Below are 15852 nucleotides of genomic sequence, written 5' to 3' on the forward strand. Positions count from 1 at the left end.
ACTCTTGATTATTAGTAAACGCATTATTTTGCGAGCTGCTTTTTCTTTATCGATGCCTTTACCAGCTTTGAGATCATCGGATACAGAATGAAAAGCAGAGTGATGGACAAGAGCGTTGCCGCAATGGGGCTGCCGAGGAAGATTGAGGGGTCGCCACGCGAAATATCCAGCGCCTGCCGCAGGCTCGTTTCCAGTCTGGGAGTCAATACAAATGCCAGCAGCAGAGGAGCTACCGGATACTTGGCAACATTCATGAAGAACGCTATTACGCCTGCCCCCAGCATGAACCAGACATCGAACATGCTGTTGTTGACGCTATAGGACCCCACCACACAGACCACGGCAATGACCGGTATCATGAAGGCCGGGGGAACTCGTAACAATTTCACCAGGAAGGGAATGATGGCGAGTGCCGCCAGCACCGCCATGACATTACCCAGGTACATGGAGGAAATCAGTCCCCAAACGAAGTCCGGGCTATTCTGGAACAGCATCGGGCCTGGCTGCACGCCCCACATCATCAAACCGCCAAGGAGCACCGCTGCCGTTCCAGAGCCGGGAATACCCAGGGAAAGCAGAGGAGCGAAAGAGCCGGCGGCGGCGGCATTGTTTCCTGCTTCGGAAGCCGCCACCCCCTCGATCCTGCCGGTCCCCATCTCGGCACCGTGACGTCCCACCTTCTTTTCCAGTACATAGGCCAGGAAAGACCCAGTCGTGGCCCCCGCTCCCGGGAGGATACCGACCAGGTTACCCAGCACGCCCGAGCGCAAGGAAACGGGGATGATACGGCGCACCTCGCTACGGTCCAGCAAGCTCTCGCGAAGCGAAAGCTTGGTCATCAAGCCCGCGGCATCCACTCTGTTGACCATCATCTCCAGCACCTGACTAAAGCCAAACATGCCGATGACCAAAGGGATGAAGGAAATACCATTCAACAAGTACATCGAATCAAACGTGAACCTTGGCTGACCAAACGCCAAACCGATACCGACCATCGACAGCATGATGCCAATGAACGTGGAGATCAGTCCCTTCCTGGGGCTATCCCCCAACAACCAGCCAATGGAACAGAGTGCCAGGATGACCAGTGCCGCAACTTCCGCCGGGCCAAACATCAGCCCGATCTTTGCCAACGCTGCGCCCATGAACGTCAGCATGATGATGCCGATGGTGCCGCCAATGAAGGAGGAAATGTTCGCGGTAAATAGCGCTTTTCCGGCCTGACCGTTCTTTGACAACGGATAACCATCCAGGGCCGTTACGACAGCGGGTGCATCACCCGGAATATTGAGCATGATAGCGCTGTATGAACCGCCATACATGCAGCCATAATATACAGCACCCAGCATGATGATGCCGGTGATAGGATCCATTTGAAATGTCAGCGGCAACAATAAGGCAACACCGGTGACGGAGCCTAGGCCAGGTATCGCCCCAATCACGATACCCAAGCCAGCCCCGACAAGAGCGGCGAATATATTGGAGAAGGTCAGCGACGTCGCGAACCCTGACAACAGGGATTGAAGGATATCCATGTGACTCTTACCTTATTATTGCAACAGCTCAAGCAACAAGCCTTGAGGAAAGGGAACCTTCAGCCACAGGCCAAACAGCAGGTACAGTGCCACTCCTGCGCCAACACCGGTGAGAATGGATTGTCGCCAGGTTTTTTTCTCGACCACAAGAATCCATAGCAAGATGAAGACCGACATGGAGAGGACCATGCCGAGAAAGGGAATAGACAATATCGCCAAGCCCATGGCACCGGCCGGCCAAAGACTCTTTCCACCGATGGGCCTGGCCCTGACGGGAGAAAAAAAGAACTCATAAGCCGCAAGCGAAGCGGCTCCAATACCGGCTACCGCTGAAAAGAACCCACCACCAGGGCCATTATTCACCCAGACGCCATACTTGAAGATGCCGAATGCTGCCCAACAAACTCCCATCACCACGATGCCAATGGTGACTAAAGCCGGCAACAGGGAAAGGCGATCTTCTTCAGGAGATTTCTCTACTTCCACGTTTATTTCTCCAAAAATTCCCATGAAAGCCTTGAGCACTCAAGCGCTTGAAAGGATGCGGAATCAAAAAAGGGCGGCCACTGGCAGCAAACATCGCACAGGGCCGCCCGAAACATCACTCGATGATACCCACTTCCTTGAACTTCTCTGAGTACCTGGCTTTCTCTCTGCCATAGAACTCGGCGCTCTCTTCGGCGCCCATGAAGGTTCCGATCAGGTTGTTCTTCTCGATGTAATCGGCATTCCACTGCTCGCTCTCGGATGCCTGCTCAAGCACACCTTCCCAATAAGCGATGGCCTCATCGGACATCTCGGGGGGACCTGCATAACCCCGGAAAATCATCAACTGAATATCTGGATAACCTAGCTCAGCAAAGGTCGGCACATCATCGTAAGGGGCTTCCAGACGATCCTCGGAGAGCGCTGCAAGGCTGCGCACCTGATTCGGGTCCATGCGTGAGCCGAGCTTGTAGACGGCGGCGTCGATGTGCCCACCCAGCAAGGCCGATGTCACCTCACCCGTGCCGCCAAAGGGCACATACTGGAAATCCGCACCCAGGCTGGAGTTGATCATGGCGAAGGCGAGATGATCTTCGCCCCCACGGCCAGCACCGCCAATCGAGATGCCATCCGAATCCTCTTCCGCCATCTTGACCAGGTCTTCAAGGCTTTCGACTTCACTATCGGCTGCAACGCCCAGCAGGAGCGTATCCAGCGCAAGCGTGCCTAGAGGTGTCAGGTCCTCCAGTTGAACATTGGCGTCATTGGTCACCATGCTCATCATCTGACCGCCATTGAAGGTCATGATGGTGTGGTTGTCGTCGCCCTTGTTGTAGGTATAGCTATTGCCAACAGCGCCAGAGCCACCGGGGCGGTTGTTGACCAGGATCGTCTCGTCGACGAGATCGTTCTGCCGGAGGGTTTCCACCAGCATACGGGCGTTGATATCACTACCACCACCGGCACTGTAGGGAACGATGAATTCCACATTCCGCTCGGGTTCCCAAGCGTAGGCACTACCGCTGATAAGCGTGATACCCACCGCACCTGACAGCGCGGCCTTACCGAATTGTTTCATCATGGTCATTGCTTCACCCAAATTATCATTGTGTTGTGGCTTTGCCCTTACTCACCCTCGGGGCGGGTGAGTGCGAGCTGTAGCGATGACAACTCGCTGACAGCCTGCCTCGGTTAGCAAAGCAAGGTTCGCGACCTTGTTACTTTTTACTCCCAGGCTTCGGCATTTTTGAACTCATAATTCATTTTTAGCAACATAGACTTTGGTCGACTCCCGCCTCTCACCCATGCCTCACCCCACTCGCCACTGAGCCATAGACCAGAATTAAATAAATAACTTGATGATATTAATTGATATTATCGAGATACAGCACACCGACCCATGTGGCTTTCCCGCAGGCATTCGAGGTCATGCATGGGGCTTTCATGTCGCCTAAAGTATAATACATAGCAATGAATTCATAATGCACATTAAGGCCATATATTCCCCAGAGCCGATAGCCGAGATGAGCAGCCAATGACGACCGCCCGATGATGAAGCGTCCCACTGCCTGAGTAACGTGTAACCCTGTGACCCGCCGACTCATCACTCAATACGCTCTGCTGATAATCCTCGGTGGAGCGGCTGCAACGCCATTCAATGCCCGTGAATTCACTATCAGGAAACCGACATGAAGCTGAATGACTCCGCTCTGTTCCGCCAGCATTGCTACATCGACGGGCAATGGACGGATGCCCAGACCCAGGCCGTGATCGACGTCACCAACCCGGCCACCAATGAGCGCCTGGGTACCGTGCCCAAGCTGGACAGCCACGAGGTCAGTGCGGCCATCGATGCCGCCGATCGCGCCCTTCCCGAGTGGAAGGCCAAGACGGCCAAGCAGCGCGCCTCGATCCTGCGGCGCTGGTTCGATCTGTGCATGGAGCACCAGGAGGATCTGGCCCACATCCTGACCCTGGAGCAGGGCAAGCCGCTTCAGGAAGCCCGGGGGGAGATCGCCTACGGTGCCTCCTTCATCGAATGGTTCGGCGAAGAGGCCAAGCGGGTCTATGGCGATGTGATTCCGGCCCACGCCAGTGATCGCCGCATCGTCGTCACCAAGGAGCCCGTCGGGGTTGTCGCCGCCATCACCCCGTGGAACTTCCCCAACGCCATGATCACGCGCAAGGCGGCCGCCGCCATGGCGGCAGGGTGCACCGTGGTCGTAAAACCCGCTTCCAGTACCCCATACTCGGCCTTGGCGTTGGCTGAACTCGCCGAGCGGGCCGGCGTACCCCGCGGCGTGCTGAATGTGGTGACGGGGAGCGCAGGCGTCGTGGGTGGCGAGCTGACCGCCAACCCACGCGTTCGCAAGCTCTCCTTCACCGGCTCCACCGAGGTCGGCAAGGTATTGCTCAGTGAATGCGCAAAGACCGTCAAGAAGGTCTCGATGGAGCTGGGTGGCAATGCGCCTTTCATCATCTTCGAGGATGCCGACCTCGACCAGGCGGTTGCCGGGGTCATGGCCTCCAAGTTTCGCAACACCGGCCAGACTTGTGTCTGCGCCAACCGGATCTTCGTTCACGACAAGGTCTACGATGACTTTGCCAAGCGGCTGGCCAGTGCTGTCAGTGCTCAGAAGGTCGGCAGCGGCCTCGATGAGGGTGTCGCGCTGGGCCCCCTGATCAACCCGGCGGCCGTCGAAAAGGTGGAGCAACACATCGAGGATGCCAAAGCCAAGGGCGCCAGCGTGTATCTGGGTGGTGAACGCCACGCGCTGAAGGGGAACTTCTTCCAGCCGACGATCCTGACCAACGTCTCCCCCGACTCGATACTCATGCACGACGAAACCTTCGGCCCGGTCGCCCCGCTGTTGCGCTTCAGCGACGAGGATGACGTGATCCGTCAGGCCAATGACACCACACTGGGATTGGCCAGCTACTTCTATACCCGTGATGTGGGGCGCGTCTGGCGCGTGGCGGAGGCCCTGGAATGCGGCATCGTGGGTATCAACGAGGGCATCATCTCCAGCGAGCTGGCGCCTTTCGGCGGGGTCAAGGAGTCCGGCATCGGTCGCGAAGGCTCCAAGTACGGCATCGATGACTATATCGAGATCAAGTATCTCTGCATGGGTGGCCTTTGAATTCCGGCCGGGCAAACCACACAGGACATAACCTATGAGCGAGAAGCAACAGCGGATCGGCATGGTCGGCGTCGGGTTGATGGGGCATGGCATCGCCAGCAGTCTGCAGCGCCACGACTGGTCCTTGAACTTTCTGGAGCATCCCGGCAACCAGCCGGTCGAGGACCTGGTCGCCAAGGGCGCGACCGCCTACTCCAGCGGGGCGGCACTGGCCGCCCACTCCGACGTCATCATCCTCTGCGTGACCGGCACCCCCCAGGTCGAAGACGTCTTGTTCAGCGACGGCGGCGTGCTGGAGGGACTTCGCCCGGGGATGGTGGTGATCGACTGTTCGACGGCGATACCCAGCTCAACCCTGCGAATCGCCGAGGCCGTGGAGGCGGCGGGCGGTCGTTTCCTGGACGCGCCCATGACCCGTACCCCCAAGGAGGCCGCGGAGGGACGACTCAACCTGATCGTAGGGGGTGACCGAGAACTCTTCGAAGCCCAGCTACCTCTGTTGCAGAGTTATGCCGAGAACATCACGCATGCCGGGCCGGTGGGCTCGGGCCATAAGATGAAGCTGCTGCATAACTTCGTCTCGATCGGCTTTTCCACGGTGCTGGCGGAAGCGGCTGCCTGTGCCGAACAAGGCGGTATCGAGGCAGACGTGCTGGTCGACGTACTGGCCCAGGGCGGTGGCGCGGGAACCGTCCTGGAACGCTTGCGTCCCTATATTCTCTCGCGGGACGACAGTGGCTTTCGCTTCAGCATCGCCAATGCGCACAAGGACATCGGCTACTACTTGGCCATGGCTCGGGATACCAGCGCGACACAGGGCGCCGCCGCGGGCATCTACCAGGTCCTGGATGACGCCGAGTCCTCGGGGCATGCCCAGTCAACGGTGCCTGAGCTGGTCAGCATCCTGGGGAAACGCTGAACCCATTGACGAGCGAGATGAAACCCAAGTCGTACGTAGCACAGGAACCGTGTCACTGCACGAACGCCATCTGGACTTGCTGCCTCAGCTCATCGATCAATTCGGCCGCCGCCGGAGAGAGTGGTTCATGCTTGCGGGTGATGATGCCGTAGTAGTCCAGGGGCTTGCCGACGGTGATCGGTAGCGTGATGTACTGGCCGCTGGCCAGCGGCCTGCGAAGTACCGATCGCGGCAGGATGGCGAGCATGTCGGAGGCCAGCAGCAACTGCAAAATCGACTGAGTCGAGGTGGTCTCGATGGTGTTCGCGGGAGAGGGAATCCCGGCGTCGGCAAGGGCTTCCTCGAAGACCCCTCGCATGGGGCTGGTCAGCGGATGAAGGATCCATGGCCAGCCGCTCAAGCCATCGAGTGCCACATCGTCGACGCCGGATAGGGGGTGATCTCGTCGTGCAACGACACGCAACGGCTCCTCGAGCAGTGGCTCGAAATCGAAAAGATTGTGCTGGCTGACATGCGTCAAGCGACCGATGACCAGGTCGAGACGCTTGTACTCGAGCTCCAGCAGCAGTCGATCGCTGCTCTGTTCATCGATGCTCACCGACAGCCTTGGCCGCCGCTGCTTGAGGGCGGCGATGGCGGCGGGCAGGATCTCGGGGGCCGCTGCGGGAATCGCACCGATCACCAGATGGCCGTATCCGCCCTCGCGCAGGACCTGAACGTCATCGACCAGACGCTGGGCCTCGTTCAACAGGCGCTCCGCATGTCTCACCACGGCCTTTCCGAGGTCGGTGGTGACCATGGCACGAGGCTGACGCTCGAAGATCGAGAAGCCGAAATAGGACTCCAGGTCGCGCAGCATCTTGCTCGCCGCCGGTTGGCTGAGGTTCATCTGCCTGGCGGCCGTGTGCATATTGCGACTCTGCTCGAGATTCACCAGCAACTGCAGATGCTTGAAACGCAACCAGCTGTTAAGGCTTGCGGATGTCAACTTGTCCATGGAGCTCCCCCGCCACCGCATTAGACCCGAAGCGACGTTATGTCGATACGCCACATGATAACCACAGGTGATCGCTACCAGACAATTTTCGATTGGCAGGTTATTGCCTGGCGGGACTAGGCTGGAGCCAGTCATACCCACACCAAGGAAGCATTGCCGATGACCGTCATTACCCATCTGGACGTCCAGGACATCCGATTCCCCACCTCCAGGTCCCTGGATGGCTCCGATGCGATGAATGCCGCGCCGGACTATTCGGCCACCTATGTCACCCTGCACACCGACGCCGGTGATGGGCTGGAGGGGCACGGACTCACCTTCACGATCGGGCGTGGTAACGAGATCTGCGTCAAGGCGGTGGAGTCACTCGCCTACCTGGTCGAGGGCCGCAGCCTCGAGGCCATCACCTCCGACATGGGCACCTTCTGGCGACACCTGACCACCAGCGACAGCCAACTTCGCTGGACCGGCCCCGAAAAAGGCGCCATTCATCTGGCCACCGCCGCCATCGTCAATGCCATTTGGGACCTATGGGCCAAGTCGGAGCAGAAACCGGTATGGAAGCTGCTCGTCGACATGTCGCCCGAACAGCTCGTCAACTGCCTCGACTTCCGCTTCGTCAGTGATGCCCTGACACCCCAGGAGGCTTTGGCCATTCTTCGGCGCAATGCCGCTGGCAAGGCCAGCCGCGAACAGGAAATGCGCGCGCAGGGCTATCCCGCCTATACCACCTCGGCCGGCTGGCTCGGTTACCCCGATGACAAGGTCCGCCGCCTCGCGCGCGAAGCCCTGGCGGAGGGCTGGACACACTTCAAGCAGAAGGTGGGCGGCGATCTCGCCGAGGACTGCCGGCGCGCCCAGATTCTCCGGGAAGAGATCGGCTGGGAGCACCCGCTGATGATGGACGCCAACCAGATGTGGGATGTCGACGAAGCGATTGCCAACATGCGCCAGTTGGCGGAATTCGATCCCATGTGGATCGAGGAGCCGACCAGCCCTGACGACATCCTGGGGCATGCCGCGATCCGCCAACGCCTCGGCTCGATCGGCGTCGCCACCGGCGAGCATTGCCATAACCGGGTCATGTTCAAGCAACTGCTGCAGGCCGAGGCCATTGACTACTGCCAGATCGATGCCGCCCGCCTGGGGGGTCTCAATGAAGTCATCGTGGTGCTGCTGATGGCCGCCAAGTTCGGCGTACCGGTCTGCCCCCATGCCGGCGGCGTCGGCCTCTGCGAGTACGTCCAGCATATCTCGATGTTCGACTACATCGCCGTCTCGGGCTCGCTCGACGGGCGCATTCTCGAATACGTCGACCACCTGCACGAGCATTTCGAAAACCCGGTGGTGATTCGCGATGGCCGCTACCAGGTACCCACGGCGCCCGGCTACAGCATCACCATGCATCCGGAGTCGCTGGCCCGCCATGTCTACCCCGACGGCCAGGCCTGGCAGGAGTCATGAACCCAAACATCGAGGAGGTTAGTCACATGCCCCAAACACAACCTTGTATCGCCCTGACCCTCGGCGACCCGGCCGGCATCGGGCCCGAACTGGTGGCCAGACTGCTGGCGGACCGCGATGCAGTGGGCCAGGCCAGCATCGTGGTCGTGGGTGACCGCTGGCTGTGGGAGGAAGGTCAGCGGGTGGCCGGCCTCCGCCATGAGCTCCCTGAAATCGCAAGCCTTGCCGAGGCGCGCGACCAGACAGGTCCGGTGCTGCTACCGACATCGACCATCAAGCCGGAGGAGGTCGAATACTCCCAGGTCAATGGTCTGTGTGGCGCCTCGGTACTCGAGGTGCTTACGCTGTGCATGGATGGCGCCAGTGATGGACATGTCGATGCGATCTGCTTCGCCCCGCTCAACAAGCTCTCCATGAAACAAGGCGGGCTGAAGCACGAGGACGAACTCCACTTCTTCGTCGACCACCTGAAGGTCGAGACCCCGGTGTGTGAATTCAACACCCTGGGCAACCTCTGGACGTCGCGCATTTCCTCGCACATCCCGCTTGCCGAGGCGGCATCCCATGTGACGCCTGAGCGCATCCTCAGCGCCACCCGGTTGATTCATGGCGCCCTGGTGGCCGCGGGCATCGAGCAGCCGCGTATCGGCGTGGCGGCACTGAATCCTCATGCCGGCGAAGGGGGAACCTGCGGCCGCGAAGAGATCGACATCATTGCACCGGCCATCGACGCCTGCCGCGACGCCGGCTACCCAGCCCATGGCCCCTTCCCCGCCGACACCATCTTTCGGCGAGCAAGGGACGGAGAGTTCGATGGCATCGTGACCATGTATCACGACCAGGGACAGATCGCCCTGAAACTCATGGGATTCGAACGCGGCGTCACCGTACAGGGCGGGCTGCCGATCCCCATCACCACTCCGGCCCATGGCACCGCCTTCGATATCGCGGGACAGGGCAATGCCAACGTCGACGCCATGCGCCACGCCTTCGATATCGCCTGTCGCATGGGGCGGCATCATGCCGGCCGCTAGGCCGGTCATAAGGCCGATCACAAGACCACGGAGTGTCCGACGAAAGTGCAACACACAATAATGAATTATGAGTTCATAGTGTTCTAGGATTCCGCGATAAGACACAACACTCCACAGGTTCCCGCAAGGAGGCAGCACTCAGGCGACTGGGTGAACGGCACAAGAAGCCACGACACATGGCACCACAACATACGGAGAACAACGACAATGAGAAAACACGCCACAACACTCCTCATGACGCTATCCGCCACAGCATTAATGAGCCCTTTGACCCTGGCTCAAAGTATGGAGGCCACGCTGGCTCACCCACACCAGAACTATGGTGTCGAGGCCGCGGAAGCCTTCAAGAACCATGTTGAAGCCGCGACAGGTGGCGAACTGACCATCAACCTGGTGCGCCACGGGGCCCTGGGGGGAGATCGCGAGATCACCGACCAATTGCGCCTGGGCGAGCTGGAGTTCAACCTTCCCGGCGCTGGCGGCATTGCCAGTATCTTTCCCCATGCCCAGGTTCACAGCTGGCCGTTCCTGTTCACCGAGCGCAGCGTCTTCTGGGAACTGCCCCAGGACCCCGAATATTTCCAGCTGACGCGTGACGAACTGCTGAAGGAAAGTGGCGACACGATGCGCCTGCTGGCGCTAATGGAAAACTCGATTCGCCACCTGTACACCACGCGAGGGCCAATCCGCACACCAGACGACCTGAGTGAGGAAGCCATCAAGATGCGCACCCAGGCGGTGCCACTCCATCAGGAGCTATTCGAGGCACTTGGCGCGGCACAGATCGTGACGGTATCGGCACCCGAGCGCTATTCGGCCCTGCAGAGCGGGCTGATCGACGGCATGGAAGGTGGCTTGTCGTCGGCATGGGACGCAGGACTGATGGAAGTCGCCGACTATGTTTCGCTCACCGGCCATATGTACGAATACCTGTGGCTGGTATCCAACAACGCCTTCTATGAGGGCCTCTCGGACGAACACCGCCAGGCGGTGGATGAAGCCGCCATCATCGCGGCGGCCACCAGCAACGTCATCAGCTACCAGGATGATAACGCGGCCCTGGAGAAGATGGCCGAGGCCGGCAAGGAAATCTATGTGCCCACCGCCGACGAGCTGAGCCAGTGGCAGGACATTGCCATCCCGGCCGCTCGTGAATTCATTGAAGAGGAGGTCCCCGAGTCCTATATCGAGGCGACCATGGCTGCCCTCGAACGCACCCGGGAGCGCGTGGCCGGTAGCAAGAGCTCCACTTCCAACTAACTCGTTTCCCCATGGCCGATACTCCCCTTCCCTCCAGGAAGGGGAGTGGCTTCATGATCGTGGTAGGGAGTTCACGTGATACCACTACTCTTGCTCTTGGCCCTGGTCGGTCTCATCGTCATTGGTGCGCCGGTGTTCATGGCGATGGCCGGGGCCTCACTGATTCATTACTGGGAAACAGGCCGTGATGCGACGATGAGCATTCTCACCTTGAGAATGTTCGATGGCATGACGTCCTTTACCTTCCTGGCGATTCCTCTCTTCTTGCTGGCCGGTGAAATCATGTCCCGCGGGGGGCTCACCGACCGCCTGATGGACCTTGCCCGTGCCCTGGTCGGACACTTCAAGGCGGGGCTTGCCCAGGTCAACATCGCCTCGAGCCTGTTCTTTTCGAGTATCTCCGGCTCCGCCTATGCCGATGTCGCCGCCATGGGACCGGTGATGATTCCAGCGATGCAGAAAGAGGGCTATCCCAGAGGGTTCGCGGGTGCCTTGACCGCGGCCTCGGCCACCCTGTCCCCGCTGTTTCCCCCGAGCATCGTGCTGATCATCTACGGCTCGGCATTCGGCGTGTCCATTGGCGCCCTGTTTGCCGCCGGTCTGACCATTGCCCTGACCCTGACCCTGCTGTTCTGCCTGGTCACCTACGCCATGGTCTGGCGCTACGGCATTCCCTCCCACGAGTGGCTAGGCATGCGCCAGCTGGGCCGCGCCTTCCTCAAGGCTGCCATTCCGCTTGGGATGCCCATCATCGTGGTCGGCGGCATTCTCGGCGGCTTCTTCACCGCCACCGAGGCGGCTTCGGTCGCAGTGGCCTATGGGCTGGTCGTCACGGTGGTGGTCTATCGCACCATTCGCTTTCGCGATCTGATCCCCATCCTGCGCCAAACCGCTATCACCAGTGCCGCCATCACGATTCTGGTGGGCGTCGCGGCGATGTTTTCCTATGTCGTGGTTCGCCGCAACATTCCCACACAGGTGGTGGACTTCCTGTTGCAGATCACACAATCACCGATAGGTATCGTGGCGCTGATCATTCTGGTCCTGCTGATCGCCGGCATGTTCATCGATCGCAACTCGAATCTGCTGCTGCTTGGGCCGATCATCATCCCGATCTTCACCACGGAGCTGGGATACAGCGATGTTCAGACAGCCATGATCATCATCTCGGCCCTGGGGGTCGGTCACCTCACTCCACCCTTTGGTGGCACCCTGTTGACAGCCTCGCTGGTGGGCAAGATGTCGGTGGCTGAAATCAGTCGTTACGCCTGGCCCTTCATCCTGATCAAGGTCCTTTTGACCGCATTCATCGTGACGATTCCGGTCCTCAGCGAGGCACTCCCTCGCGCACTTGGCTTCGGAGGTATCTGATATGAGCCACCAGACCGTCAGGTACTCGTTCAAACGCTTCGTGCTTGCTGTGGACCGGTTCGCCGGCTGGGTCGACTCAGCGCTTCAAGCCATCCTGGTCGTGGTGTTGTCGAGCATATTTCTGCTGATGTTCACACAAGTCCTGTTGCGCTACGTCATCCACACCCCCTTTGCCTGGATCGAAGAAGTGGCCGCGTATCAACTGCCGATTCTGGCGCTCTGGGGAGCGGCCGTGTGCATCCGGCATGGCTCGCACCTCAAGGTCGAGATCCTGCTGGATGCAATGCCGCGAATACTCAGAAGCCTGTTCGTCATCGCCATCCATCTGCTGATCCTGTACTTCGCCCTCAAGGTCTATCAATCCGGTCATGCGTTGGTCGAGCTCGGCCGTAACCAGCTGGTCACCAGCCAGACCTTTTCGCTTTATTGGCCACGCATGTCCATCGTCATTGGTGGCGCCTTGATCATGTTCCAGTCCGCCGTGGTGGTGCTGAGAGAAGTGGCCGATGTGTTCGAGCTGGAATAGGAGACACTACAGAGAACACTATGCCAGCGAACCCAGCAAACAGCGCAGTTTTCTTACGACGAAAGCATAAGATGGAAAAATGAATTATGAGTTCATAATGACGTAATATTAAAGCGTAGCATTGGAATCTTTCTACATAGCAAGGACACGGCCAGGTTAGGCAAGAGGTGCAGGATGATTCCAGAACACTCTGAGCAACTGAACGCTCAGGGAAAATCGATGAAAATCAGCCTTAACGGCACGTCATCAAAGAGAGGTACAAGATGTTTCTCAAGAAAAAGCTCGCTCTGACAATTGCCACTTTAGCCGTTAGCTTCGCCGCCGCCTCGGTATCAGCCGAAACACTGCGCTATGCGCATGTCGGTTCGGAAGGCGATTCGCAGACACGCTATGCGTCAGAAGCATCAGCCGCCATCGAGGAAGCCACCAACGGTGAAATATCGATCGACCTGTTCCCGGCAAGCCAGCTTGGCGGCGTCGCGGAAATGGTCGACGGTGTCTCCCTTGGCTCGATCTCACTGGCGCATCACGAATTTGCTTCGCTCGCCCAGGTCGTCCCCGATATCGCCGTATTCAACGCCCCCTTCATCTATCGCGATAAAGAACATGCGTTGAAAGCCACCGACCCGCAGTCACCCGTCATCCGCGAGATGAATGAGCGGCTCATCGAAGAGGGCGACATGCGCATCATCGGCCGGATGTACCGCGGGGCACGGCACATTACCGCCAACTTCCCCGTTCACTCCCCCGCTGACCTGGAAGGCAAGCCCTTCCGCGCCGTACCGCTCGACATATGGATTTCCATGGTGAATGGGTTCGGCGCCGACCCGACTCCTGTCGAGGTCTCCGAGCTTCCGACTTCATTGATGACCGGGCTGGTGGTGGGCCAGGAAAACCCCCTGACCATGCTCATGTCCAACAGCCTTTATGAAGTGCAGTCTCATGTTTCCATGACCGGGCACATGCACTCCATACTGGCCGTGTTCATCAACGAGGACACATGGCAGTCCTTGGATGAAGGCCATCAGGAAACCATCACACGGATACTCGAGGAGAAAGCCCAGGAATCTCTTCAATGGGCAATAGAGCGCGAGGCTAGCCTCGTCGATGAGCTGACGGAAAAGGGCATGACCTTCATCACTGAGGAGAACGGCCTTGATCTGGATGCATTCCGCGATCAGGTCCTTGCGCAAATCAACGAAGATTATCCCAACTTCGAACCCTATATCGAGCAAATTTCGGAAATAGAGTAACCTGAAATAGAGTAATAGCTTGGCAGCAAGGGCAGTTGCCCTTGCTGCCACTACCTACCGCATAGGGTCACAAGCATGAGAACCGGAAAAAGACTGTTGGAAATTTTCTGCCTGGCCTTGCTAGCAGGAATGATATTGGTTCCCTTCCTGCAAGTCATTACTCGCTCCGTATTCGGCTTCTCCATTCCTGGAGCTGGAGAGCTCACTCGTTTCTTGCTTATCTGCCTGGTTTTCTCTTCTTACCCGCTGGCCATATCCAGCGGTGAAAACATCGAGATGGCTGAACTACGCGAGACATTGCCCAAAAAGTTTAAGATACCGCTCTACAAGATCATAGCCCTGCTGTCGATCGTTGCATGCCTGTTCATCGCATATGCTGCATTCATCACGGTACTGGCAAATTTCAACAAGGCCACCCCCGTGCTGAAGATTCCCTACTGGATCTTCTTCAGCACCACGTTCCTCGGGTTCGCCGGAGCCGCCTTCATGCACTTCCGTCAGGGATTAAGATCTCCTCGCCCCAAACACAGCATCGGTATATAGGAAAACAATAATGGGCTTCATGATACTGGCTCTTTTTTTAGTCTTCTTCCTGCTCGGATTCCCTGTCGTTTACGCTATCCTCATTCCTTCTGTGGTCTATGTCCTCATCGAAGGCTTCCCGATAGGGCTTCTCGGTCAGCGGATCACCTATTCCCTCGATAGTTTTCCATTGGTTGCCGTGCCGATCTTCATCTTTGTCGGCAATTTGATGAACCAGTCCGGCATCACGGACAGGATTTTCCATTTTGCAAATACACTGGTGGGCCGGGCCCCAGGCGGGCTGGCACAGGTCAACATCTTCTCGAGCCTGATTTTCTCGGGAATGTCCGGCGCATCTCTTGCCGATGTGGGCGGCTTGGGCAAGATAGAAATCGAAGCCATGAAGAAACGCGGCTATGGGGCACCCTTCTCCGCGGCGGTCACGGCTTCATCGGCGGTCGTGGGGCCGATATTCCCTCCCAGTATTCCGTTGATCGTCTATGGGTCCGTCACCAGTGTTTCCATCGTGCAGCTGCTCCTCGCCGGTATAGTTCCGGCCTTGATCTGCACGGCGTTGCTGATGATCACGGCGGCCATTCTGGCCATCAAGCATGACATGCCTCGTGCCCCAAGGCTGCCGACTGCCAGGGAACTGTACCAGTCGTTCCTACCCGCCTTGCCAGCGCTTTTGGCCCCAGGGTTGATGATCTCGGGCATGTTGTTGGGCTTGTTTACCCCAACGGAAGCAGCGGCTGTCACCGCTGCCTATGTGCTGTTGGTCAGCTCGCTATTCTACAGAGAACTGACCTGGTCACACTTGATCAGCTCGATGATGGCGACGCTGAAGACAACGAGCGCAATACTGATCATCGTAGCCGCGGCCTCGATGTTTGGCTGGATATTGTCCGTCGAGCAGATCCCCCAGCAGTTTGCTGCATTCATACTGCAGATATCCAAAGATCCACTGATGCTGCTGCTCATCGCCAACCTGATCTTCTTTATCGCCGGCATCTTTCTCGACTCGACCACCGCGACCCTGTTGATCGTGCCTATCGTGGCGCCCCCGATGGTGCTGGCAGGCGTCGACCCGGTACACCTGGGTATCGTCGCCATCTTCAACCTGATGATCGGGTTGCTGACCCCACCCATGGGCCTGTCGTTGTTCCTCGTGTCTTCGATCGCCCAGGTGTCGCTGCGTCAACTGCTGAAGGCGCTGATACCTTTCTACATCCCCCTGCTGATCACTCTGGCCATCATTACGTTCGCAACTGATCTCGTACTGTGGCTACCGGGCTTCCTGCGCTAAGTCGCGTGGCCACGAACAACGACTTTACTAGCAAGAAGG

General features: G+C 58.5%; 14 protein-coding genes. 10 read left to right on the top strand and 4 right to left on the bottom strand.

Annotated features, from left to right (window positions below; genetic code table 11):
* Positions 1–23: 23 nt before the first annotated feature.
* The 3 genes from C6V82_RS10930 to C6V82_RS10940 form a co-directional block, all read right to left on the bottom strand.
* Positions 24–1535, bottom strand: coding sequence for a tripartite tricarboxylate transporter permease (locus tag C6V82_RS10930; protein WP_102587040.1), 1512 nt, complete (start codon positions 1533–1535; stop codon positions 24–26).
* Positions 1536–1550: 15 nt separating this feature from the next.
* Complete coding sequence (locus tag C6V82_RS10935) at positions 1551–2021, bottom strand: tripartite tricarboxylate transporter TctB family protein (RefSeq protein WP_102587041.1); 471 nt, start codon at positions 2019–2021, stop codon at positions 1551–1553.
* Positions 2022–2136: 115 nt separating this feature from the next.
* Positions 2137–3108 carry a Bug family tripartite tricarboxylate transporter substrate binding protein gene (locus C6V82_RS10940; protein WP_102587042.1) on the bottom strand — a complete coding sequence of 324 codons (972 nt, stop codon included), beginning with the start codon at positions 3106–3108 and terminating at the stop codon, positions 2137–2139.
* A gap of 601 nt (positions 3109–3709) precedes the next feature.
* On the opposite strand from C6V82_RS10940, the gene C6V82_RS10945 reads away from it, so the two are divergent.
* Both C6V82_RS10945 and C6V82_RS10950 read left to right on the top strand, forming a co-directional pair.
* On the top strand, positions 3710–5161 hold the full coding sequence (locus C6V82_RS10945) for an NAD-dependent succinate-semialdehyde dehydrogenase (protein ID WP_102587043.1): 1452 nt from the start codon (positions 3710–3712) through the stop codon (positions 5159–5161).
* 34 nt (positions 5162–5195) lie between these two features.
* A complete protein-coding gene (locus tag C6V82_RS10950; RefSeq protein ID WP_102587044.1) occupies positions 5196–6080 on the top strand; it encodes an NAD(P)-dependent oxidoreductase in 885 nt (294 codons plus the stop codon).
* A gap of 52 nt (positions 6081–6132) precedes the next feature.
* On the opposite strand, the gene C6V82_RS10955 is transcribed toward C6V82_RS10950, so the two are convergent.
* On the bottom strand, positions 6133–7077 hold the full coding sequence (locus C6V82_RS10955; RefSeq protein ID WP_102587045.1) for a LysR family transcriptional regulator: 945 nt from the start codon (positions 7075–7077) through the stop codon (positions 6133–6135).
* A gap of 159 nt (positions 7078–7236) precedes the next feature.
* Here C6V82_RS10955 and C6V82_RS10960 point away from each other — a divergent pair, with 159 nt between their 5' ends.
* The 8 genes from C6V82_RS10960 to C6V82_RS10995 all read left to right on the top strand — a co-directional run bounded on the left by C6V82_RS10960 (position 7237) and on the right by C6V82_RS10995 (position 15813).
* Complete coding sequence (locus tag C6V82_RS10960) at positions 7237–8541, top strand: L-fuconate dehydratase (protein WP_102587046.1); 1305 nt, start codon at positions 7237–7239, stop codon at positions 8539–8541.
* 26 nt (positions 8542–8567) lie between these two features.
* Complete coding sequence (locus tag C6V82_RS10965; protein ID WP_102587047.1) at positions 8568–9575, top strand: 4-hydroxythreonine-4-phosphate dehydrogenase PdxA; 1008 nt, start codon at positions 8568–8570, stop codon at positions 9573–9575.
* A gap of 285 nt (positions 9576–9860) precedes the next feature.
* Positions 9861–10835, top strand: coding sequence for a TRAP transporter substrate-binding protein (locus C6V82_RS10970; RefSeq protein ID WP_181247810.1), 975 nt, complete (start codon positions 9861–9863; stop codon positions 10833–10835).
* Positions 10836–10910: 75 nt separating this feature from the next.
* Positions 10911–12206 (top strand): TRAP transporter large permease, encoded by a 1296-nt coding sequence (locus tag C6V82_RS10975; protein WP_102587049.1) that lies wholly within the window; start codon positions 10911–10913, stop codon positions 12204–12206.
* Between the two features lies 1 nt (position 12207).
* Positions 12208–12732 carry a TRAP transporter small permease gene (locus C6V82_RS10980; RefSeq protein WP_102587050.1) on the top strand — a complete coding sequence of 175 codons (525 nt, stop codon included), beginning with the start codon at positions 12208–12210 and terminating at the stop codon, positions 12730–12732.
* Positions 12733–12995: 263 nt separating this feature from the next.
* Entirely contained in the window at positions 12996–13985 is a 990-nt protein-coding gene (locus C6V82_RS10985) for a TRAP transporter substrate-binding protein (RefSeq protein WP_102587051.1), read from the top strand.
* A gap of 75 nt (positions 13986–14060) precedes the next feature.
* Positions 14061–14528, top strand: coding sequence for a TRAP transporter small permease (locus tag C6V82_RS10990; protein WP_102587052.1), 468 nt, complete (start codon positions 14061–14063; stop codon positions 14526–14528).
* A 10-nt stretch (positions 14529–14538) separates the two neighbouring features.
* On the top strand, positions 14539–15813 hold the full coding sequence (locus C6V82_RS10995) for a TRAP transporter large permease (protein ID WP_102587053.1): 1275 nt from the start codon (positions 14539–14541) through the stop codon (positions 15811–15813).
* The last annotated feature ends 39 nt before the right edge of the window (positions 15814–15852 follow it).

The organism is Halomonas urumqiensis (assembly GCF_003028575.1).
GTDB lineage: Bacteria > Pseudomonadota > Gammaproteobacteria > Pseudomonadales > Halomonadaceae > Halomonas > Halomonas urumqiensis.